General features: G+C 41.6%; 25 protein-coding genes. 17 read left to right on the top strand and 8 right to left on the bottom strand.

All coding sequences use genetic code 11. The features are described from left to right. Window positions 1–118: 118 nt before the first annotated feature. The 3 genes from V7L05_RS25070 to V7L05_RS25060 all read left to right on the top strand — a co-directional run bounded on the left by V7L05_RS25070 (window position 119) and on the right by V7L05_RS25060 (window position 3,854). Window positions 119–979, top strand: coding sequence for a DUF6429 family protein (locus tag V7L05_RS25070; protein WP_335168098.1), 861 nt, complete (start codon window positions 119–121; stop codon window positions 977–979). Between the two features lie 163 nt (window positions 980–1,142). Next, complete coding sequence (gene purH, locus V7L05_RS25065) at window positions 1,143–2,663, top strand: bifunctional phosphoribosylaminoimidazolecarboxamide formyltransferase/IMP cyclohydrolase (RefSeq protein WP_335168096.1); 1,521 nt, start codon at window positions 1,143–1,145, stop codon at window positions 2,661–2,663. Between the two features lie 576 nt (window positions 2,664–3,239). Further along, complete coding sequence (locus V7L05_RS25060; protein ID WP_335168094.1) at window positions 3,240–3,854, top strand: HD domain-containing protein; 615 nt, start codon at window positions 3,240–3,242, stop codon at window positions 3,852–3,854. Here the strand turns inward: V7L05_RS25060 and V7L05_RS25055 are convergent. Beyond that, window positions 3,845–4,573, bottom strand: coding sequence for a lipoate--protein ligase family protein (locus V7L05_RS25055; protein WP_335168092.1), 729 nt, complete (start codon window positions 4,571–4,573; stop codon window positions 3,845–3,847). The two genes, V7L05_RS25060 and V7L05_RS25055, sit on opposite strands and share 10 nt — an antisense overlap. Before the next feature lie 73 nt (window positions 4,574–4,646). Continuing rightward, window positions 4,647–5,126: a YbjN domain-containing protein gene (locus V7L05_RS25050; RefSeq protein WP_335168090.1), complete on the bottom strand. Its 480-nt coding sequence runs from the start codon at window positions 5,124–5,126 to the stop codon at window positions 4,647–4,649. Window positions 5,127–5,559: 433 nt separating this feature from the next. Between V7L05_RS25050 and V7L05_RS25045 the strand changes: the two genes are divergently transcribed. Beyond that, the gene (locus V7L05_RS25045) at window positions 5,560–5,955 is read left to right on the top strand and encodes a type II toxin-antitoxin system RelE/ParE family toxin (RefSeq protein ID WP_335168088.1); all 396 of its coding nucleotides are present in this window, start codon (window positions 5,560–5,562) and stop codon (window positions 5,953–5,955) included. After that, complete coding sequence (locus V7L05_RS25040; protein WP_335168086.1) at window positions 5,927–6,244, top strand: helix-turn-helix domain-containing protein; 318 nt, start codon at window positions 5,927–5,929, stop codon at window positions 6,242–6,244. The genes V7L05_RS25045 and V7L05_RS25040 overlap by 29 nt, the downstream gene beginning before the upstream one ends. Window positions 6,245–6,536: 292 nt before the next feature. Here V7L05_RS25040 and V7L05_RS25035 read toward each other — a convergent pair whose 3' ends face one another. Beyond that, entirely contained in the window at window positions 6,537–8,666 is a 2,130-nt protein-coding gene (locus V7L05_RS25035; RefSeq protein WP_335168083.1) for a helicase-related protein, read from the bottom strand. A 192-nt stretch (window positions 8,667–8,858) separates the two neighbouring features. On the opposite strand from V7L05_RS25035, the gene V7L05_RS25030 reads away from it, so the two are divergent. From V7L05_RS25030 to V7L05_RS25000, 7 genes are all read left to right on the top strand, one after another. Next, complete coding sequence (locus tag V7L05_RS25030; protein WP_194003525.1) at window positions 8,859–9,131, top strand: hypothetical protein; 273 nt, start codon at window positions 8,859–8,861, stop codon at window positions 9,129–9,131. Continuing rightward, window positions 9,128–9,496: a clan AA aspartic protease gene (locus V7L05_RS25025; protein ID WP_334706161.1), complete on the top strand. Its 369-nt coding sequence runs from the start codon at window positions 9,128–9,130 to the stop codon at window positions 9,494–9,496. The genes V7L05_RS25030 and V7L05_RS25025 overlap by 4 nt, the downstream gene beginning before the upstream one ends. A gap of 98 nt (window positions 9,497–9,594) precedes the next feature. Further along, a complete protein-coding gene (locus V7L05_RS25020; RefSeq protein WP_335168080.1) occupies window positions 9,595–9,717 on the top strand; it encodes a hypothetical protein in 123 nt (40 codons plus the stop codon). After that, window positions 9,693–9,779, top strand: coding sequence for a hypothetical protein (locus V7L05_RS25015; RefSeq protein ID WP_335168119.1), 87 nt, complete (start codon window positions 9,693–9,695; stop codon window positions 9,777–9,779). The genes V7L05_RS25020 and V7L05_RS25015 overlap by 25 nt, the downstream gene beginning before the upstream one ends. A gap of 130 nt (window positions 9,780–9,909) precedes the next feature. Next, the gene (locus V7L05_RS25010) at window positions 9,910–11,343 is read left to right on the top strand and encodes a BCD family MFS transporter (RefSeq protein ID WP_335168077.1); all 1,434 of its coding nucleotides are present in this window, start codon (window positions 9,910–9,912) and stop codon (window positions 11,341–11,343) included. A gap of 74 nt (window positions 11,344–11,417) precedes the next feature. Next, a complete protein-coding gene (locus V7L05_RS25005; protein WP_335168075.1) occupies window positions 11,418–12,215 on the top strand; it encodes an inositol monophosphatase family protein in 798 nt (265 codons plus the stop codon). A 105-nt stretch (window positions 12,216–12,320) separates the two neighbouring features. Beyond that, on the top strand, window positions 12,321–12,860 hold the full coding sequence (locus V7L05_RS25000) for a hypothetical protein (RefSeq protein WP_335168073.1): 540 nt from the start codon (window positions 12,321–12,323) through the stop codon (window positions 12,858–12,860). A gap of 329 nt (window positions 12,861–13,189) precedes the next feature. Here V7L05_RS25000 and V7L05_RS24995 read toward each other — a convergent pair whose 3' ends face one another. The 4 genes from V7L05_RS24995 to V7L05_RS24980 form a co-directional block, all read right to left on the bottom strand. Then, window positions 13,190–13,549 (bottom strand): cupin domain-containing protein, encoded by a 360-nt coding sequence (locus V7L05_RS24995; RefSeq protein ID WP_335168071.1) that lies wholly within the window; start codon window positions 13,547–13,549, stop codon window positions 13,190–13,192. A gap of 78 nt (window positions 13,550–13,627) precedes the next feature. Then, window positions 13,628–14,275, bottom strand: a complete 648-nt coding sequence (locus V7L05_RS24990) for a pentapeptide repeat-containing protein (protein ID WP_335168069.1) — start codon at window positions 14,273–14,275, stop codon at window positions 13,628–13,630. After that, the gene (locus V7L05_RS24985; RefSeq protein ID WP_335168067.1) at window positions 14,272–14,481 is read right to left on the bottom strand and encodes a hypothetical protein; all 210 of its coding nucleotides are present in this window, start codon (window positions 14,479–14,481) and stop codon (window positions 14,272–14,274) included. Before V7L05_RS24985 ends, V7L05_RS24990 begins: the two co-directional genes overlap by 4 nt. Next, window positions 14,462–14,956, bottom strand: a complete 495-nt coding sequence (locus V7L05_RS24980) for a hypothetical protein (protein ID WP_335168066.1) — start codon at window positions 14,954–14,956, stop codon at window positions 14,462–14,464. The genes V7L05_RS24985 and V7L05_RS24980 overlap by 20 nt, the downstream gene beginning before the upstream one ends. Window positions 14,957–15,935: 979 nt before the next feature. Here V7L05_RS24980 and aroF point away from each other — a divergent pair. The 3 genes from aroF (at window position 15,936) to V7L05_RS24965 (ending at window position 19,076) form a co-directional block, all read left to right on the top strand. Beyond that, a complete protein-coding gene (aroF, locus tag V7L05_RS24975; RefSeq protein WP_335168064.1) occupies window positions 15,936–16,808 on the top strand; it encodes a 3-deoxy-7-phosphoheptulonate synthase in 873 nt (290 codons plus the stop codon). Between the two features lie 451 nt (window positions 16,809–17,259). Further along, window positions 17,260–17,883 (top strand): Uma2 family endonuclease, encoded by a 624-nt coding sequence (locus tag V7L05_RS24970; RefSeq protein ID WP_335168063.1) that lies wholly within the window; start codon window positions 17,260–17,262, stop codon window positions 17,881–17,883. A 245-nt stretch (window positions 17,884–18,128) separates the two neighbouring features. Further along, window positions 18,129–19,076, top strand: a complete 948-nt coding sequence (locus tag V7L05_RS24965; RefSeq protein WP_335168060.1) for a fatty acid desaturase family protein — start codon at window positions 18,129–18,131, stop codon at window positions 19,074–19,076. A 109-nt stretch (window positions 19,077–19,185) separates the two neighbouring features. Here V7L05_RS24965 and V7L05_RS24960 read toward each other — a convergent pair whose 3' ends face one another. Continuing rightward, window positions 19,186–19,944: a YebC/PmpR family DNA-binding transcriptional regulator gene (locus V7L05_RS24960; RefSeq protein WP_335168059.1), complete on the bottom strand. Its 759-nt coding sequence runs from the start codon at window positions 19,942–19,944 to the stop codon at window positions 19,186–19,188. Between the two features lie 300 nt (window positions 19,945–20,244). Here V7L05_RS24960 and V7L05_RS24955 point away from each other — a divergent pair, with 300 nt between their 5' ends. Further along, window positions 20,245–20,367, top strand: a complete 123-nt coding sequence (locus tag V7L05_RS24955; RefSeq protein WP_267870679.1) for a hypothetical protein — start codon at window positions 20,245–20,247, stop codon at window positions 20,365–20,367. Between the two features lie 12 nt (window positions 20,368–20,379). Next, entirely contained in the window at window positions 20,380–20,472 is a 93-nt protein-coding gene (locus V7L05_RS34840; protein WP_442937010.1) for a hypothetical protein, read from the top strand. The last annotated feature ends 185 nt before the right edge of the window (window positions 20,473–20,657 follow it).

Here is a 20,657-nt window from a genome sequence, read left to right as displayed (position 1 = left end):
TAAATAATTTTTTACATGATAATGTGTTTCTTTGAAAAGATCAGGGGAAACTTAATGAATATAAATTTATAAACAGAAAAGAAATAATATAAATTTTAATTTTTTCTAAAAAGCAAAAATGGATAAAAATAATTTTGAAGCATTTACTAACTTACCAGCATTGAAAAAAAATGCTATTCAAGTCTGTGGTCAAGAATTTATTGATAACTTGACTAAAAAAGGTATATATGCGAAAGATAGTGAATTCTGGGAAGAGGTTAATAAGAAGCTAAATATTCCTAATGATGCCTATGAAATTAAACAGGCTAGAGAACAAGCAGAACGCGAACAACTGTTGTTAGAAAAGAAAGCTAAAGAGCAAGCAGAAACACAAAGATTGCTGACAAATAAAAAAGAAATCTTTAGTAAAAACATAAAAGATTGGAAAATTACTGTTTTTGAACTTCCAGAATCAGATATTTTTGGCAAAAATTTTCTAGCAGAGTGTACTAAAGAACCAGACTTAATAAAAACTACTTGGTTTTACAAGAATCAACAAGAAGCCTATAGTAGAGCTTGTAATCTTGCAGATGAATTTGAAGTACAACAAGAAAGTTTAAGGATTTTTATGGAGCATTACGCAGTAATGAAAGATTTATATCTAATGATTATATACCTTTCAAGTGGAGATCAACACAACCGCTACCTTAACAATAATCGTGAAAAATCTAAAGAAAATTTTACTGGCGTTAGCTGTTGGAATGGATTTGATTTTGAGATAATTCATGCTTTAGAGGCAGAAGGATTATTAGAAACTTCGTCAACTAAAAAAAGTCTGGTAATGAATAAAATAGGTATGAAAGCTGCAAGAGAGATTTTACAAAGGATTAATATTGATGGAGTTGAAAGGCTACTAGAACAGCGCGAATATCATGAAGAATATATTAATTACACGAGTCAATTAGATATTATGCAAGAGCAAGAAGAAGATGAAGAATAGATGTTGGCCTGCGACAATGCCTGCCATCTGTAGCGATCTTAATAGATAAAATTGATAATCAGATGGTTATTAACGTTATTATCCCTAATGATCTTGAACTAAAGTAAGGCTTATGTAAAACTTGAGATCCTTCGCTTCCAGCCTATTTTTAAGGAATTGATCAATGGCGCGTCTAGCCCTGCTGAGTGTATCTAACAAAACTGGTTTAATTGACCTAGCCCGTAGCTTGGTTGAAGAATTCGACTTTGATTTAATCAGCAGTGGGGGAACAGCTCAAGCCCTCAAAGATGCGGGACTCCCTGTTACCAAAGTTGCAGATTATACAGGTTCACCAGAAATTTTAGGTGGTCGAGTCAAAACGCTGCATCCGCGAATTCATGGCGGAATTTTGGCGCGGCGAGATGTTCCCCAAGATATTACAGATTTAGAAAATAACCAAATTCGCCCGATTGATTTAGTGGTGGTGAATCTATATCCTTTTGAGGAAACGATCGCTAAACCAGGAGTAACATTATCCCAAGCTGTTGAGCAAATTGATATCGGTGGCCCGGCTATGCTACGAGCATCATCGAAAAACTTCGCTCATCTGGCTGTATTATGCGATCCAGCACAGTATGACGAGTATTTGGAGGAATTACGCCAAAATAACGGCGAAGCATCCCTAGAGTTTCGGCAAAAGGCGGCATTAAAAGGATTTTCGCATACTGCTAGTTATGATCAAGCGATCGCATCTTATCTCGCAGGAACAGAAAATTACAACCTTAGCGGTACACAATTGCAATCTCTGCGTTACGGCGAGAATCCCCATCAACCCGCCGCTTGGTATCAAACTGGTATTACTCCAACGGGATGGACAGCCGCAACGAAATTACAAGGCAAAGAACTTAGTTACAATAACTTAGTTGATTTAGAAGCCGCACGCCGAATTATTGCTGAATTCACTGATACCCCAGCAGCAACGATTATTAAACATACAAATCCCTGTGGTACAGCGCTGGGAAGCACTATTTCAGAAGCCTATCAAAAAGCTTTCAACGCTGACTCTACTTCTGCTTTTGGTGGGATTGTCGCACTCAACCGCCCGATTGATGCGGCTACAGCTAGTGAGTTAACCAAAACATTTTTAGAATGTGTGGTTGCACCAAGTTGTGATGCAGAAGCTCAAGAAATCCTTGGCAAAAAATCTAACGTGCGGGTTTTGACTCTAGCTGATTTGAGCAGTGGTTCTAAGGATACAGTGAAAGCGATCGCAGGTGGTTTCCTTGTCCAAGCTAGCGATGATGTGATTGCTGACACCAGTCAATGGCAAGTAGTCACCGAACGTCAACCCACCGACAGCGAATTAGCCGAATTGCTGTTTGCTTGGAAAGTTTGCAAACACGTTAAATCTAATGCCATTGTTGTGACAAGCGATCGCACTACACTAGGAGTAGGTGCTGGTCAAATGAACCGCGTCGGCTCAGTTAAAATTGCCCTAGAACAAGCTGGAGAAAAAGCCAAAGGTGCAATTCTCGCCAGCGATGGATTCTTCCCCTTTGATGATTCAGTCAGAACAGCCGCAGCAGCAGGAATTACAGCCATTGTCCAACCTGGGGGAAGTTTGCGCGATAAAGATTCCGTCAAAGCTGCTAACGAACTGGGTTTAGTTATGGTCTTAACTGGTGTACGTCATTTTTTACACTAGATTATTGACCGTAAAGTGTGCAGTTTTGAAAGTGTCACTCAATATACTTGCCCTTTGATAGAAGCAGTGATATCGTAGAGTCGTGTGTGAGGAGCAAGTTAAAAATAAAGAGCGCCTGGGGTGGAAACACGGCAACACTCCCAAGCGCTTTTTAATTTGTCAGAAATTGGATTGCTCGTACAGTTTTGAAAGTGTCACTCAATATACTTGCCCTTTGAGAGAAGTAGTGATATTGTTTATTTGTGTGTGAGGAGCAAGTTGAGAATAAGAAATGCCTGGGGTGGAAACACGGCAACACTCCCAGGCATTTTTTAATTTGCATATATAAATATAAATTGGCGGTGCAGTTCTGAAAGTGTCACTCACTATACTCGCCTTTTGATTGAAGCAGTGATACTATTTATTTGTGTGAGGAGCAAGTTAAAAATAAAAAGCGTTTGGGGTGGAAACACGGCAACACTCCCAGGCGCTTTTTAATTGGTATGCAAAAAAAGTACTTGCAGATTCGCTGGAATTTTTGAGATAATCAGCTACAGTCCAAGATGGAGTCAACACTACCCACAATCAGAAATTCAGGTGCAAATCAATCGGCTGACTCAACAAATTCAGTTCATCATCGAGATTGATCAATTGAAACAGGTGATGCGTCAAACCCTACTTATTGATGGATCACGCCGGGAAAATAGTGCAGAACACTCTTGGCATTTAGCGATGATGGCGATCGCACTAGCAGAATATGCCCCAGAGGGTGTTAATATATTCCACGCGATCAAAATGCTGCTAATTCACGATTTGGTAGAAATTGATGCAGGTGACACCTTTTGTTACGATGTGCAGGGTAATCACAGCAAGGCAGAACGAGAAGCACAGGCAGCGTTGCGCTTATTTGGACTTTTGCCAGCAGATCAAGGTAGCGAGTTGCGTTTACTCTGGGATGAGTTTGAAGCCGGAGAAACACCCACTGCTAAGTTTGCCGCAGCCCTAGACCGTATACAACCCTTGCTGCACAATCAGCAAAATGGGGGCGGAAGTTGGCGCATTCATGGCATTAGGCGCGATCAGGTGATGATACGGGTAGCACCAGTAGAAACAGGTGCGCCGGAACTTTGGCCGTTTGTTCTACAACTGATTGATGATTGTGTGACAGCAGGGTATCTAAAAGAGACTTCTACCCTCAAGATTCAGGGCTGATGCGCCAAAATTTTCTCCCACTCAGATTGCGAAAGTGGCTGCACCTCTATCTGCATATCAAAATAATTACTAGCTGCGGCAACCAAAGCTGCAATAATCTTTTCAATACTCAGACTTTGAGGCAATTGTACATTCGTAAAAGATTCTGCACCAAATACCTGAGTGAACAGTTGAGCATCCGATCGCAAACGGATTGAACCATGTTGCAAAATTGCCCCACCACGCCGCAGTTGAGCGCTACCAATAAGTTTGCCACCATCTGGCAAAACTAAGTCTGCACTGGTAGCGGTGCCAAAACAATTAGGGTTGTGGATGTAACCTCGCCCAGCCGTACCGTAATCTAATTCTACACCTAGCGATCGCCAGCCTTGAATCAAAAACTCACAAATTATTTCATACACCTGGAGGCGATTACCCGTCAGTCCAGATGTGACTACAGCGTAAGTTAAATCACCTTGATGTAGCACCGCCCGTCCACCAGTCGGACGCCGTACTAAATCCAGTTTTTGCCCTTGCCAAGTTAAATGTTGCCAATATTCCGGGTATTGGCGTTGATGATAGCCGAGAGAAATAGCAGGTGGCGACCAAGTATAAAAGCGCAGAGTTGACGGATGCTTTCCAGACTGGTGCTGTTCTAGCAACCAGAGGTCAATCGCCATCTGCACATTGCCAGGCGCCTCTAGCAAAGGAATTAGCCGCCACACTTGATTGCTATGCATCCGATGCAGCAACAGCCAAATCTAAAATCCAAAATCCAAAATCCAAAATCCAAAATCCAAAATCCAAAATTCCTTAAGTTGCACCAAATTCAGTTTGTAAAGCTTCATCGTTATTATCAGCGATCGTTGCCACAACGGTAATCAGCCGAGACACTTCGCCAGGAGATAACTCCGCTAACGTGCGTGTTGATATCACAACCACGCGGTTTTCAATAATACCAAAACGCGCTTCAAAAGTACTGGAGCAGTTCAACTCCAACAGATAACGCATCAGCTTAGGTTCATCTTTGGCAGGTAAATTTAGCACCGCAGACCAAACCGTTATCGTGTCTTCATCGGTTGTCCCGTTGAGTTGGACAAATACTTGCACACTTCCGTACTTAAACTTCCAGAGATGACCACCCTCTGGAGTGTGGCTAACCATCGCACTGTCGTCTTCTTCCAAAGAATCGATGACATTTTCAATTACCTCCACATGGTTAATGCTTGTCCTCTCAGCAATTAGCTCATTGACGGATTCGTTACTAGTTACGGTTTCTTGGTAGTTTGTCATAGATTTTTTCTCAATATACTCGCTGTTTTATCTACACATACTTTATAACTTGTGGACGCAGTTAGTTTGAGCTTTATTTTGCGGCTACCAAATGCCCAAAGACCAGACTGTAGGGGTTTAGCAAAGCTCATGTGTGTCAAGAGCATCTTAATATCTCACATTTTGGCGCGATGTTTGATGACAAGGCTAGCGCGATCGCTATTTTTTAGCTAGTCCCTGCTCAATGTTGTGATCAGTCTTTGTTTAAGCTTTTTGACTTTTATAGTGCGATCGTCATGGGCAAGACTGCGAATAGGGCATTGGGTATTAAGAATTTGGCGCGTCATTTTTGAGACTTCTAAATAGACAAAAATCTATCAAAACCTATCAGGATATTGATCTGGCAAAGCATAGCACCAAGTGCTATATAATAAGCGAAGGTAATGACCAGATCATGATAATCTACAAAACCCGATGGTTTGACCGTTGGGCACGTAAAGAGGGTTTAAATGAGCTTAGCCTCTGTGCGGCTGTAAACGAAATGACGGCAGGACTTTACGAAGCCGATCTAGGCGGGGGACTGTTCAAAAAGCGGATTGCCCGCTCTCGACAAGGTAAGCGTGGTGGCTTTCGTACCCTAGTCGCCACCAACAAGGGCGATCGCTGGTTTTTTGTTTTTGGCTTCCCGAAAAACGAGCGCAGCAACATTAACAAAAAAGAAGAAGAAGCATTAAAAAAGCTGGCATCGGTGCTGTTATCTTACACGCTAGAGGATCTCGAAAAAGCCAAGCTGGAAGATGAATTGATGGAGGTAATTTGCAATGCCGAAGAAGAAATCAGCGATTCTTGAAGCCGTTCACGAAACGGCTACGGGACTGCACAAGGCTGGACTGATGGATCAGACTACGTTGCGTGAATTCGATTGTCTGTGCTTGTCTGGGATTGAACCGCTAGAACCTAAGCAAATTAAGCAAATACGCGAATCATCTCATGTTAGTCAAGCAGTATTTGCTGCGATTTTGAATACAAGTCTATCAACGGTTCAAAAGTGGGAAATCGGTCAGAAGCATCCCAGTGGCACCGCTCTTAAGCTGTTGCACCTAGTTAAGAAACGGGGATTGAATAGCTTGATTGATTAAGGGGTCAACCCTTCACAATCTGCACCTATAGTCAATGCGATCGCTATTTTTTAGCTAGTTCCTGCTGAATGTTGCGATCGGTCTTTGTTCAAGCTTTTTGACTTTTATAGTGTTTGGTCATGGGCAAGACTGCAAATACAGCACTGGGCATTCAGGATTTGGCGCGTCCGGTTTGTGCCGATTTATTTTCATCGCGTCTGTGTAGACTCTACGATCCACAGATTACAACGTTTTGAAGCAAATTAGTTCAGAATTGCTTGACCGAGATTAGCGATCGCTCCTTTCGCTACATTTATTCAATTGTTGTAACTTCAATGTTGTTAGCCTGACGACCAAGCTTATCTTGAACATATTTAAGAAGTTCCACTTTATGTTTAAGTAACCATTTACAATTATTGCCGGGGTGTAAATATATACTATAGCCGCGAGTGGATCTGTCCCATTCTATTTTGTCAACTGCTTTGCAATGGTAAAATAAATTAACTATTCTTGTTAGAGTCCTTATAGAATGTTGACTTTCTGTTCTAAATGATAAATCCAGATTTTTGGGATCATTCAATTTTGTTGTCTTACACCGAAAATCAATTTCATTCTTGCCTTTACATCTATTGCAAATAACACACAGAGTTTGTGAGTTTTCTACAGATGTTTCCCCACCCATAGAAAACGGTTTAATATGGTCGATGTGTAATTTACCTTCGGTATTGACTCCACAACATAGGCAAGCATAACCGTCTCGCATTTTTACTTTTTCTTTTTCTCCTTCTATAAGTTCCCGTACTCTGTTGTTTCTCTTAGGTGGAGATGTAGATGTAGATGTAGATGTAGATGTAGGTGCTTTACTACCATCCCCACCAGTCATTATTTTATTGATAACCAACTGAAGGGCTATTAGAAGACGATTTGGTGTTTTATAGAAAGTTTCCCACAACATTCCAGCTTTTGAAAACTCTTGCTTGACATAGTTGTTTAGTTGTGGATTTGAAAAATTAATTAGCTCATCAGCAATTTTATCTAAGTCATAGATTTCTCTTTCTTCAAAGGAGTGATACGGAGGTGTAGAATGTAGATTATCTTGAGCGATGTGACGAACAATCTTAATTAAATCTGAACTAAGTCTTCTGCCAATGTCATCAGTTTCATCGTCAAAATACTTATCTATCCATTCTTTAACTTTAGGCTGCATCCATTCATCATCAAGATACTCTTTAGACCATTCATCTAGTAACTTTAGTAACTTTGGGTCAGTAATAGAGCTAATAAAAGCCTCAAACTTGGATTGCGTATGTTCATAGACCATGACAAATTCAGTAAATGGCTCCATTGAGTCATTGTTATTATCAGAGTCAGCATATACAATTTCAGTTTTATACCATCCAATAGGAAATATTTTCTTATATTCTATTGGATAAACTCCATCATTCTCAATTGACTTCGATAATTCTTCGATTAGACGAATTGATATATATTCCAGTGGATAATGTTCTCCTTTTTCAGGCTTTCCAGGATCAGGTTTAGTATGGCCATCTTCTGGGTTAACCCAGTCAATTAAACGTTTCCAGTCATCGAAGAACAAAATAACATTTGCCTCATCACTGCTCCCTCCTGCTTTTTTCCCACGTAAAGCTCTACCAATCATTTGAGTCATTAAAATTGAGCTTGTTGTTTGGCGAGTAATAAATACAGTTTGAACATTGGGAACATCAACCCCTTCTGTTAACATTCTTACATTGATTAAAACATCAAGCTTATTACTTTTGAAATCATCTAAAATTCTTTTATTGTCATCTTCTTTACGTTTATTTCTTGCATCTGCCGAACCTGGATCAGCATCTATATGCGAATAAATGGCATCTGCTTTAATGCCTTTTTCAACAAGTTTATTCTTTATGTATTCACATTGAAACCAACGATCAGCAAAGATAATAGTTTTACCATAAGTATCTTTACTGTCTTTTTTAGACACATAACTGTTTACAATAAAATTGTTTCTATGTTTATTATCTGCAAGAATTTCGATAATTGATTCAGGAAGGTCTTTATGTTGCTTAACTAATCGGTCGTATAATTTATCATCAACTTCCATGTCTATGCCAGTTGACACTTCAATGTAATTAGGTCTAGCTAAAATACATTGTGTTATTAAAGTTTCTTTATCAGCTTGATAAATAACTCCATTATCTCCATCTGTAAATATTTTCCATAGCCAACCTTTCTTAGCCTTATCTGTATAAGTTGGTGTAGCTGTTAAACCGAGTATGTTTGAATTGGGTACTAACGCTCGAAGTCCTTTTTCACCAATCAATAAATTTCTGCAACCATAAGCCGGTGAATGGTGAGCTTCATCAACTATTACAAAAAGTCCTGTTTCTTTAGAATGCTCAATAAATTTTCTAAAAGCTGTCCCAACTTTATTACCCAAACCGTCTAGAGCATCAGGGTGTAAATTGCTGATAGCTGTTTGTATTGAATAAACCTAAACGTTTTTCTCTTCTGCTGCTTTGAGGCGATCGCTCTCCTACCTCCTACAGAATCAAGCATTACTCTCTAACCTCTGTAGCTTCTGCTCTACAATGAAGCGAAGAATCTAGCAGCTTAAACAGGCGATTTATTTATGTCCCACCCGACGCTCAGTAGCCAAGAAGTTGCCCGACGTGGAAAGGAACTCTATCAAAGAAGTATCCGTGCCAAAGTTGAGACACAAGAGAACATTGGCAAAATTATCTCGATTAATGTTGAAACAGGAGATTACGAAATCGGTGATGATTTAGTCGAAACGAGTCTTCGATTACGATCCAAGCAAACCGATGCAGCACTTTGGGGAGAAAGAATTGGTTTTGATGCCGTTTATGCAGTTGGTGGTACATTGCTCAGGACGGCACAGTGATACACGGGACTGTAGTTGGACTTCAGGCAAGAATGAGTGTGATTATTCTTCCCCCAGAAGGTTCAGGTGTAGAAATCGAATGTGTTATTGATACAGGGTTTGAAGGGTTCTTAACCTTGCCGCCTTCTGTCATTGCTGCTCTTGGCTTGCCCTACCTCATCAACATCAACGCAAACCTCGCTAACAACTCCACTGTGGAAACCGATGTTTATTTGGCAACAGTTATATGGAATAGTGTGGAGCGTAATATTGCAGCCCTAGCAATGGGTCGTCGTCCACTCATTGGAACTGCGCTGCTTGAAGATTATCATCTCAGTATAGATTTTTGTGAGGGTGGTACGGTTCTGGTGGATGAAATTCTATAACCTTCGGCGAGAAGTGTGTATTAGCGACGCAGCATAACAATTTTTCTGTATTACGTTTCTTTGCTTCATACCAAAGCATGGTACGAGCTTCTTTTCTTATGGTTCCCATTTTGGCATCAGATGCGTTAGCGAAGCTTACCGAAGGTATCGCTTCCGATGAAGTTATGAGCATCTTAATCTGTGATATTTTGGTGCGATCGCAGATTACAATCAAGCCCTAAAGATTAATCCTAACTTGGCTCAAGCCTATGCTAATCAAGGTGTTGACCGTGCCAATTGCTAAATAAGTGCGATACCTTCGATGAGCTACGCTAACGTAACTTCCACTTTTCGTTCACTGATTTCGAGCGGGTACGGTTTATCTTTATTTAAAGAGAGAGACAAAATCCGATAAACTATACAAAAAAGTAGCTATGGCAAGCGGTGAAGTATTTGATACCAAAACAAAATCCCTATCTCTGCCAAGGGTAAACCTGTTGACCATGTTTCGGCTGGGTTTATTTCAAATGGGGTTGAGCATGATGTCCATTTTGACTCTGGGGGTACTCAACAGAGTCATGATTCAAGAAATCGCAATTCCGGCGACGCTGGTATCAGTAGTTCTAGCACTGCCTTTATTTGTTGCTCCTTCCCGTGTCTGGTTCGGCCAGATTTCCGATGCCAAGCCGTTATGGGGATACCACCGCACAGCTTATGTTTGGGTGGGTGCGGCAATATTTGCGATCGCAGCCTTTTTAGCTGTACAAGTAATGTGGCAGCTTAATAATGCCGTAAGTAGTGCAGGTGGTTGGGCATGGACAACCCAAACAATCGGCTGGACAGCGCTTCTATCCCTGATATTCGCTGTATACGGTTTAGGAATTTGTGCTAGCGGTACTGCTTTTGCTGCTTTGTTGGTGGATATATCTGAAGAAGATAACCGTTCCAAAGTAGTCGGTGTGGTCTGGTCGATGCTGATGGTGGGGATTATTGTTGGGGCGATTATTAGTGCTAGCTTGCTGAAGCAATTAACGCCAGAAGCAACAACAGCAACCTTGCAGGCAGCAATCAACAGGCTATTTTTTATCGTCCCAGCAATTGTATTTGGTTTGGCGATCGCCGCGACATTGGGCGTAGAAAAAAAATACTCCCAATATTTAAGCCGTTCCACAATGGTAAACCGAGAAGACAGCATTACTCTGGGCAAGGCTTGGGAAATTTTAACGGCTAGTCCGCAAACAGGTATATTTTTCACCTTTTTATTGGTGATGACTCTCTGCTTGTTTATGCAAGACCCGATTTTGGAACCTTATGCAGGTCAGGTATTTAAAATGCCTTTGGCTGAAAGTACTAAACTGAACGTTTTTTATGGAACAGGTATACTGATTGCCTATGGTGTGAGTGGTTTTTTGATTGTGCCACGTTTAGGTAAGCAAAGAACTGCAAGACTAGGCTGTATATTAGTGGCATTTTGTACAGCATTACTTGGGATATCAGGCTTCACCGCTAATCCAGCTTTCCTGAAGCTAAGTTTAATTTTGTTCGGTTTAGGCACTGGTGTCTTAACTACGGCAGCAGTTAGCTTAATGTTGGATCTCACCGCCGCAGAAGCCGCAGGTACATTTATTGGGGCTTGGGGGTTAGCGCAGTCTGTCTCTAGAGGTGTGGCAGTGGTTTTAGGTGGTACTTTATTGGATGTAGGGCGTAAGTTATTACCCAATTTAGTTTTAGCTTATGGATTGGTATTTGCTTTAGAAGCCGTGGGAATGATCGTGTCGATTTGGTTTCTCAATCGGGTGAATGTAGCGGAATTTCAAACAAATACAAAGCTTGCGATCGCTTCGGTTTTAGAAAGCGATTTAGACTAAATATGGGGCATTGGGCATGGGGCATGGGGCATTGGGCATTGGGCATGGGACAAATGACAAATAACGATTAACCAATGAATGATTTTTGGACAACTATTCTTGATTTTGCCCAAACTACCACTACCAGAGTGGGCAAGCAACTAATGCAAGATTTTGGGCAAGTACAGGCTTCGCAAAAAGCTGATGGTAGTTTGGTGACGCAAGCAGATAAATGGGCAGATCAGGAAATTCGGGATGCGATCGCTTCTAATTTCTCTGGTTACGGCATTTTGAGCGAAGAGAGCGATCAGTCATTTCCCGGTACCGAGTGGTGCTGGGTAATTGATCCTCTGGACGGTACAACCAACTTCACACGCGGCATTCCCATCTGGACAATATCTCTGGGTTTACTGTATCGAGGTACACCTATTTTTGGTTATGTTTACGCACCAACCTTGAATCAAGCTTTTCATGGTTTCTGGGCAGGTTCATCTGGTTTAGCAACGCCAACAGGAGCATTTCTCAATCACCACCCCATCCACACCAGTGTAGATAATCCCAGCAAAAATCACTTTTTTAACCTCTGTTCCCGTAGCACCGCAGTCATCCAAAACGGCTTTCCCTGCAAAATTCGGATGTTGGGTGTGGCTAGCTATAACTTTTTGACAGTTGCCACTGGGGCTACTCTCGGTGGTATTGAAGCGACACCAAAAGTTTGGGATTTAGCGGGGGCTTGGGTAATTGTCCAGGCTGCTGGCGGAGTTTGGCGATCGATCAAGTCAGAACCGTTTCCGTTGTCATCAGGAGAAGATTATAGCGATCGCTCTTTTCCCACCCTCGTTGTTAGTCGCCCAGAATTAGTTCCGGTATTTCAACCTTTTCTGGATGACTAGACAGAAGTGAACTATAAATAAAGCTAGTGATAATCGGAGCATTCTGATAATTTAAGTAGGATTGTAGCTTCGACTACACTGGTTAATATAGTATAAAGAATTTTTATGCTGTCTAATCTAGATTTAATTCGAGAGTTTGTGCAAAACTCGATCCAGAAAAAAGAAATTTTGTTGTCAAATCATTCTTTGACAGCGCAAACAGTCTATAATACCAACCAACTAACAGCGAAATCTGAAGGCGTAATTGGCACAGCCCAACTATCTAATACCCTATCTGAATTCTTGATTTATCCGAAATCATCCCACTGGGAATTGATAAATGAGGCATTAGCAGAATATGGTTATCTCCTGAAAGGAGAAGTAGATAGTCGGGGTTTCTATCAGTATGAATACTGCGAAATTCCCAAAGGCTATGAGATGCACTGTACTAAATCTGTACTTCTATGGCGAGCTTGGTGGAGATATCGCAAGTATACTTCCAGAGTAGGAATTCCGTTGGAACTTCTGGTTAGAAAACGAGAATCATGGTATCCAATTAGAGATTTAATTATTAGCGACGGACTTCTTTATATCAAAACATTAGGAAGCGAGATCGCACTTGACTCAGATGACTTGGTTACTTGGTTAAACAAAATTGACGGCTGAAAGTGAGTAATCGTTGAAAAATGCTGAGATTTTTTTCGCTTACTTTGAGACTATAGGAATCATATTTGATTTTTGTTCGCGCAGCGTGGCGTAGCCATAATTATTTGCGTAGACAGGGAGTGGGGAAGAAACCTTTTCGGGGTGTACTGATTTTTTTCAAAAATCAAATACCAGTCCTATATGACTGTAAGTGGTTTTAATAAACGCAAGAATTCAGAATTAAGAAGACTTTGATAGTCAAGATTAAAAGACGAGAAAAAATCAAGCGTGCTAGAGATTATTGATTTTCCAACCATTCTGGATTCTGACTTTTGACTCCTGAATTCTTACTAATAAACTGTTTGATCTTCTTTACGCCATGCTGGATCAACAATACAAATAAATACCAGAGGTTCGATGCCAGAGTTAGAAATAAATTGCCGCGTATTAGGAGGAATATACACAGCATCTCCCGGCTGAACTATCTGGGTTTGATCATCAATGTGCATTTCTCCCGTGCCACTGAGAATATAATAGACTTCTGAGGTAGCGAGCGAGTGGAGTTGAGAGGTTTTTCCTGCTGGCAGTGTTACATGAGCCAAACTATAGCGCAATGCCAGAGGTTGCTTATCTGGATGTAGCAGTTCTCGCAGAATAGTGTTATCTCCGGCGATGAATTCTGGACAGTCTTGAAGTTTTTGAACTAGCATCAATCAATTTTTAGTTTGAGGTTTTGAATCTCACTATAAAAGTATAAGCCCACTTGCCGCACCTTATAATCTGATCTGTTATTGATAAACTGCCCCATCAGGCATAATTGCCCCAGCTAAGTTAGCACCAATTAGTTTAACCAGAAGGCGATCGCCAGAGCGAATCCGCGCTCCCGTCAAATCGGCTCCTCGCAAGTCTGTCCCACTGAGATCCGCTCCAATCAAATTAGCACCACGTAAATTCGCCTCCCTGAGATCCGCTAAAAGTAGGTTTGCCCGAAATAAATTTGCTTCAGATAAATTCGCACCTCTGAGGTTGACTTTGTGCATAAAAGTATCGCTGAGATTAGCACCACTCAAATTGGCATAACTCAGATTTCTGCCAGATAAGTCTTTATTGCTCAAATTTGCCCGACTATAGTCTTTGCCACTCAAGTCGGAATTTGGCTTTGGTGATTGCTGGGTTGTTTGAGATGGTTTTTCTTCTTGAGGTGGCGGTGAGTTGAGTGTGGTTTGATGCTTGGTTTTTAGAGAGCGCAATTTTTCACGAGCTTCATTTATGGCTTTGAGCTTGTCTTGTGCTTTCTGCTGTAAACGGAGATTGTCTTTGGGAATGCGATCGGGATGCCAAACAAAAACTAAATCTTTGTAAGCCTGGTTCACTTCCTCAAGTGTTGCCCCAGGCTCTAATTCCAAAACTCTATAGTACCGCTCCAGATCGCTCATACGATATTTTGGTGGACAATCAACTTAATTATCAGTGATGGAGCCGTCTTTTCGCTGTATCTTTTGTTATTGATCATGGGGCATGGGGCATGGGGCATTGGGCATTGGGCATTGGGCATTGGAAAGAGGAGGCAGAAGTTCTTTAATTTTGAATTTTGAATTTTGAATTTTGAATTGATTTCTCCCTCATCTTTCCATCTCCCCATTTCTCCATCGAGCGATCGCTCTCAAATATGCTCCAACTGGAATCTGATAGACTTCAATAAAAATCCAAACAATAATTGCTAAATGTGATAAGAAAGTTAATATCGTCCAAATATATGGCATCCAGGTAATCGGTTCCTTGAGATTAGCAGGAAAATAGTAAGCTACTATGCCAATTAGAGTAGTGGGAAGAATTACAAAAACTGCTGCTGCTAGTCCATAACCCCAACCTAATTCCACACCTTCCAACTGGCCTTCTGTCCAACTAAACCCATTCCAACGCCAACTTAAGGGTGGTTGCCTAGAAGGCATCTTGATTTGCTCTAATTCTAGGTTGACTGTAAAAATCTCGTGGCAAAAGTCACAAGCCATAGCTTCCATCAATGGCATATGAGAAATCTTACCGATCCGACAGACTGGGCAGGGGTAAACTCCATGATAGTCGAAAGATTGGGCTAAGATTTTAGAACTCGGCATAATGAAACTGATGATCCTAAAAAGTTGATCTGGTCAATGAGATTTGGGTAAGAATAATGTATAGCGATCGTCAATTGTCTGCAATCAGCTTTCGCAAGGTGAGGTGACAAGTCAGGAGAATTATAATTTTAACTTCTCAATTCTGGCTCTTTGAACTTCTGAGGGACGGAAGTCACCGCTTAAAATTCTCTCTGATTACCTTGAGTTAGCTGTATTTTATTGATTAAAGAATGGCCATATTTTGAATTTTTAGATTTTTCACTCTTGATTTTTGATCATTTACACTACCCATTAGTTATGACACAACAATATTTGTCAACTTACATATATAGCGGTTTTTAGTTGAGTTGAATACAGACCTAACAAGAACAGCCCCTTTCCTACTAGCGTTGGGGAGTAAGATTCAAAGCCTATTCAAAATCAATACAGCGTAAGCGTTTTATTTATTGGGAATGGGTGGTTTATTTACGCCAACCTGTACTAGTCTTGACTCCCACAGTTGTACTGAGTCTATCGCTTTTTTATCGTTTGTGGGGGTCTTGACACCGCCGACTCTTCCTGTTATTGTTACATAGCATAGGTATATTTCTTAAGTTTTCCAGCAAAAGTCCGCAAATGCTTAACACAAAATCCTACTTTTATTTTTGGTATAGGGTGGTTCACCGGGGGTGAATTAAGTTTCCTAACGGAAACCGCCCGGTGAACCGCAGAGCGAACTCTGCGGTTTTTGTTTTTTTAAGGAGAATTTCATCGTCATGACTTATTTCAGTAGCTGGTTTTATGGCTTTTACTTTTGGCCCAGAGTAAGTTCCGGGTAAATAGCGTCATGCCAATGAATCAGAACGCGCCCGGAACTTTTCAAAGGTTCCGGGCTTTTTTGTTCTGATCGGGGAGGGGGATGAGGGAGATGAGGGGGATAACCAATGCCCAATGCCCAATGCCCAATGCCCAATACTTAATTTTTTAGGAGAATAAAACCATGATTAATGCCAAACTTGCTGCACAATCTCATCTGAACCACCAGACAATTGTTAAAATCTCGGAAAAAGTCGCTTTCGGGGGCGAAGAACTGGTAATTATCGGCGGTCCCTGCACCGTTGAAAGCTTAGAACAAATGGAGGTAGTCGCCCAGAAGCTATCTACTGCATCCGTGCAGGGGTTGCGTGGGGGTGTCTACAAACCCCGCACTTCTCCCTACGCTTTCCAAGGTATGGGAGAGGCAGGATTAGAGATTTTGGCAAAGGTGCGATCGCATTACAATCTGCCAGTTGTTACTGAGGTGATGTCAATTTCCCAAATTGAAGTAGTCGCCGCCCACGCTGATATGCTTCAAGTTGGTAGCCGCAATATGCAAAACTTCGACTTGCTGAAAGCTTTGGGACAAGCTGGTAAACCAATACTGCTCAAGCGGGGTTTAGCAGCGACAATTGAAGAATTCATTATGGCTGCTGAATATATCCTCAGTCACGGTAATCCTGATGTGGTGTTGTGCGAAAGAGGTATCCGCAGTTTCGATGATTACACTCGCAATGTCCTAGATTTAGGGGCAGTAGCAGCACTCAAGCAAATAACTCACCTGCCTGTGATTGTAGATCCTTCCCATGCCGTTGGAAAACGGGAACTGGTGGCACCTCTGGCGAGGGCGGCGATCGCTTGCGGTGCAGATGGATTAATTATTGAATGTCACCCAGAACCAGAAAAATCTGTTTCTGATGCCCGTCAAGCACTTTCTTTAGAAGATATGGTGCATTTAGTTAATAGTTTAAAGCCTGTTGCCACAGCCGTTGGGCGCAGTATATCAGAAGCGATCGGGGCGGGTTTGGAACCTGCCCCGATTTTTTGTGCTGCTTAAATTTTAGTTGAGAATGTACTCTGTTATTAATGGAGTTAAAAGGCTCGTCAGCGAGTATAAAAGACTCGTTAACGAGTATCAAAGGTGGATTCATCCAGTTCAAAGACTCGTTAACGCAGTTCAGAGGTGGATGCATCCAGTTCAAAGACTCGTTAACGCAGTTCAGAGGTGGATGCATCCAGTTCAAAGACTCGTTAACGCAGTTCAAAGGTGGATTCATCCAGTTCAAAGACTCGTTAACGGAGTTCAGAGGTGGATTCATCCAGTTCAAAGACTCGTTAACGGAGTTCAAAGGTGGATTCATCCAGTTCAAAGACTCGTTAACGGAGTTCAAAGGATGAACAAGCATTAAAATTGCAATACGCTTAGAATAAGTCATTTTTATCACCCCGCTCTCCTTACCTCCTGCCTTCTTCACGCTCATATCAGTTTTGCTTTGAGGAATAAAGCCATGACTCAAGCCTTACGCAAACTAGTTACATTCGATGAATTTGTTGCTCAATACCCAGACAACCCACAACGACGTTATGAACTGCATGATGGAGTAATTGTTGAGATGGTACAACCAACAGGCGATCATGAAGAGGTCGTTGGATTTTTAGTCAAAAAACTTAGTGTTGAATTAGACCGATTAAATCTTCCCTATCTCATCCCAAAAGCAGCATTCGTCAAACCACTTGAAAACGAATCAGCTTATTCACCAGATATCCTTATATTAAATCAGCCTAATTTAGTAAACGAACCTCTATGGAAAAAAGCATCTACTGTAAGCTTTGCCGCATCTATTCCTTTAGTGGTGGAGATAGTGAGTACTAATTGGCGTGATGATTACCATAAAAAATACGCTGACTATGAACAAATGGGAATTCCTGAATACTGGATTGTGGACTATGCCGCATTGGGCGGTAGGGAATTCATTGGCAAGCCAAAACAACCTACTATTTTGGCTTGCTGTTTGGAAGAAGGTGAGTATCTAATTAATAAATTTCGAGATAATGACCGTATCCAATCACCAACTTTCCCAGAGTTGAATTTAACCGCAGAACAAATTTTTCGCGCTGGTGTGGTCAGCTAAATTCATGGTGTCTATTAAAATTACATCAGGAGTCAGAATTCAGGAGTCCGAATTCAGGAGTAATATCATGTTCCGGCAATTAAGCATAATACCCGGAACCCCAAAAAGCCAAAGCTGCGCTTTAGCTCCCCTCCTCGCCTGCGGGGAGGGGTTGGGGGTGGGGTTCTTTTATTATGGGTATGCTACCGGACATGATATCAGAATGGAACCCACGCGCAACTATTCACGCCGACCTACTTAAAATTATGTCTAATGACGCAATTATTCAATCTGAATTATTGGATTACAAAGCGGATAACGAGCAAAACCTCGGTCAGATTCTCACTGTACAAGAATTAAGTCTTCTAAACGATCGCTCCAACACCAAGGGGCTAGTTCAACTGGCTTTTCATCTCACTGTTATCGGTTGCAGTGGCTACCTGTGGGCAACGAATTTTGGCAATTGGTCGGTAGCTATACCAGCGTTAGTCATCTACGGCTTTAGTCTGGCTTCGATGTTTGCACCGATGCATGAATGCGTTCACAGAACGGCTTTCGCTAACAATCGTTTGAATGATGCTGTGGCTTGGTTTTCCGGCTTGCTCTCATTTTACAACAGCACGTTCTTTCGCCGTTATCATAAGTGGCATCACCGTTACACTCGCGTTCCTGACAAAGATCCAGAACTAACCGATCTCAAACCGAGTAACCTGGGCAAATACTTGTTGATAATTAGCGGTTTACCGTGGTGGTGGGGTAAAGTAAGTGGGCATTTTCAGGTGGCAACTGGTCAATTTGACGATTGTCCATTTGTGCCAGAAGCAGCACGAGCCGAAGTTATTCGTTCTACACGATGGCAATTAAGTATTTATGCAGGTGCGATCGCTATCTCAATTCTAGTTGGTCAACCTTGGTTTTTACTCTATTGGCTGCTGCCCCTGTTTATCGGTCAGCCGATTCTCCGGTTTATTCTGCTAGCAGAACATACAGGTTGCACTCTGGACGCAAATCTGCTCACGAATACCCGCACAACGCTGACCCTCTGGCCTGTGCGATTTTTTATATGGAATATGCCATTTCATGCAGAGCATCATTTATACACATCAATTCCGTTCCATGCCCTACCAAAAGCACATCAGCACTTGAGCAAACACTTTACCCACATTGAACCTGGCTATCTGAAAGTCAACTGGAATATTATAACTAATTCGTAATTGGGCATTGGACATTGGGCATTGGGCATTGGGCGAGGACAACGAAGCCGGATTTGAACTTTCTCGGTCATCACATCCAACAACATCCAGTTGGTAAATACAAAAGTGACTAGGAAATGCTGAGAGCCATTAATTCTTCTGATATTTCAAAGTTAGCTGTGACATTTTGCACATCATCCAAGCCTTCTAGAGTATCAATTAACTTGAAAAGCGATCGTGCCTGATCGGGATCAGTAACTTCTACGCTATTACTGGGAATCCAGCGCAATTCGGCATCAATTACCTTAATGCCTTGATTTTTGAGTGTTTGACTAAGGTTTTCTAAATTGGCAAGCTCAGTAAATACCTCAGCCATCTCATCTTCAATCATCTCATAAGACTGGGCATCGCCTTCGAGGGATACTTCTAAAAGCTGTTCTTCATCAACCACACCCTGCACCACACAAACGCCTTTTTGGTCAAACATCCAGCTAACGCAACCTACTTCACCAAGATTGCCACCATTTTTACTAAAAGCTACACGCAAGTCAGCAGCAGTGCGATTGCGATTATCTGTGAGGGCTTCGATTAAAATCGCTACACCACAAGGCCCGTAACCTTCGTAGCGAATCGCTTCAAAGATAGCATGATCACCGCCAAAAGTGCCTGCACCTTTAGCGATCGCTCGTTCAATATTATCATTGGGGATACTCGCAGCCTTTGCTTTGTCAATTGCTGTGCGAAGTTGAAAATTCAGCGCCGGATCTGGTACGCCGCTTCTAGCCGCAACAATAATCGCCCGCGATAACTGAGTGAAGGTTTTTCCCTTCCTTGCATCTACTACGGCCTTCTGACGCTTAATATTTGCCCATTTACTATGTCCTGCCATAATCTGAAATTATCAAAACTCTATTCAACATTAGGATATATTCGCTGGCAATAACCATAACTTTAGATAATTGTGCAAAGCTAGATCAGGGCATCTCTAAAAATTTGGTGAAGGTATTTTTAGATCAAGCTAAATATGGGCGATCGCTACGATTGATTGAGATCAGCAAAAAAGTCACAAAAAAATGCCAAGACTAAGAATATCTAAAATAAAAATGAGGGTCTCGGCTGTGTTCACTATTGTATCTCGCCTTGACATCACGCAAATTTTCTGCGACGTAGATGATTTCTGTAACCAAACATGAGTTCGACGGAACTAAAAATATCACAGGCATCTTTAGAAAATCTGAAATTAGGAGCGATCGCAATGGAGAGCCTAACCGCGATCGCCCCCATCTTTGCACTGGAAATACTGACAATCTGAGAGCTAAAGCGGATGGTTAGTTCTTTAGGGGTGAGGAATTATAGCAGTATGAGAAAGTGCCATTTGATTGAACAGATACTAGCCAAGGAATCAGCAGCAGCGTAATAGTTCAGGGGTATCTGTGACAGCGATACCCCTAATTTAGAGATTATAGACAACTCCTCAGTCCTTAGCGCTTTACTTGATTATTCTCTCATAAGAGTGATGAAAGAGCGCTTGTTCATAAATCTCGCCAAAATGGTATCAAATAGTTGGCAAGTTTTGGCGACTAAATTTATTTATGGGGATTT

It is taken from the genome of Nostoc sp., assembly GCF_036917755.1.
Lineage (GTDB): Bacteria > Cyanobacteriota > Cyanobacteriia > Cyanobacteriales > Nostocaceae > Nostoc.
Note: the sequence above shows the minus strand (reverse complement) of the source record. Positions and strands in the feature narration are given on the sequence as shown.

Excerpts from the sequence above, each read along its gene's own strand:
- V7L05_RS25070 (WP_335168098.1), top strand. The coding sequence starts at position 119 with ATGGATAAAAATAATTTTGAAGCATTTACTAACTTACCAGCATTGAAA.
- purH (WP_335168096.1), top strand. The coding sequence starts at position 1,143 with ATGGCGCGTCTAGCCCTGCTGAGTGTATCTAACAAAACTGGTTTAATT.
- V7L05_RS25055 (WP_335168092.1), bottom strand. The coding sequence starts at position 4,573 with ATGCATAGCAATCAAGTGTGGCGGCTAATTCCTTTGCTAGAGGCGCCT.
- V7L05_RS25050 (WP_335168090.1), bottom strand. The coding sequence starts at position 5,126 with ATGACAAACTACCAAGAAACCGTAACTAGTAACGAATCCGTCAATGAG.
- V7L05_RS25045 (WP_335168088.1), top strand. The coding sequence starts at position 5,560 with ATGATAATCTACAAAACCCGATGGTTTGACCGTTGGGCACGTAAAGAG.
- V7L05_RS25040 (WP_335168086.1), top strand. The coding sequence starts at position 5,927 with ATGCCGAAGAAGAAATCAGCGATTCTTGAAGCCGTTCACGAAACGGCT.
- V7L05_RS25030 (WP_194003525.1), top strand. The coding sequence starts at position 8,859 with ATGTCCCACCCGACGCTCAGTAGCCAAGAAGTTGCCCGACGTGGAAAG.
- V7L05_RS25020 (WP_335168080.1), top strand. The coding sequence starts at position 9,595 with ATGGTTCCCATTTTGGCATCAGATGCGTTAGCGAAGCTTACCGAAGGT.
- V7L05_RS25010 (WP_335168077.1), top strand. The coding sequence starts at position 9,910 with ATGGCAAGCGGTGAAGTATTTGATACCAAAACAAAATCCCTATCTCTG.
- V7L05_RS25005 (WP_335168075.1), top strand. The coding sequence starts at position 11,418 with ATGAATGATTTTTGGACAACTATTCTTGATTTTGCCCAAACTACCACT.
- V7L05_RS25000 (WP_335168073.1), top strand. The coding sequence starts at position 12,321 with ATGCTGTCTAATCTAGATTTAATTCGAGAGTTTGTGCAAAACTCGATC.
- V7L05_RS24995 (WP_335168071.1), bottom strand. The coding sequence starts at position 13,549 with ATGCTAGTTCAAAAACTTCAAGACTGTCCAGAATTCATCGCCGGAGAT.
- V7L05_RS24990 (WP_335168069.1), bottom strand. The coding sequence starts at position 14,275 with ATGAGCGATCTGGAGCGGTACTATAGAGTTTTGGAATTAGAGCCTGGG.
- V7L05_RS24985 (WP_335168067.1), bottom strand. The coding sequence starts at position 14,481 with ATGGGGAGATGGAAAGATGAGGGAGAAATCAATTCAAAATTCAAAATT.
- V7L05_RS24980 (WP_335168066.1), bottom strand. The coding sequence starts at position 14,956 with ATGCCGAGTTCTAAAATCTTAGCCCAATCTTTCGACTATCATGGAGTT.
- aroF (WP_335168064.1), top strand. The coding sequence starts at position 15,936 with ATGATTAATGCCAAACTTGCTGCACAATCTCATCTGAACCACCAGACA.
- V7L05_RS24970 (WP_335168063.1), top strand. The coding sequence starts at position 17,260 with ATGACTCAAGCCTTACGCAAACTAGTTACATTCGATGAATTTGTTGCT.
- V7L05_RS24965 (WP_335168060.1), top strand. The coding sequence starts at position 18,129 with ATGTCTAATGACGCAATTATTCAATCTGAATTATTGGATTACAAAGCG.
- V7L05_RS24960 (WP_335168059.1), bottom strand. The coding sequence starts at position 19,944 with ATGGCAGGACATAGTAAATGGGCAAATATTAAGCGTCAGAAGGCCGTA.
- V7L05_RS24955 (WP_267870679.1), top strand. The coding sequence starts at position 20,245 with ATGAGTTCGACGGAACTAAAAATATCACAGGCATCTTTAGAAAATCTG.
- V7L05_RS34840 (WP_442937010.1), top strand. The coding sequence starts at position 20,380 with ATGGTTAGTTCTTTAGGGGTGAGGAATTATAGCAGTATGAGAAAGTGC.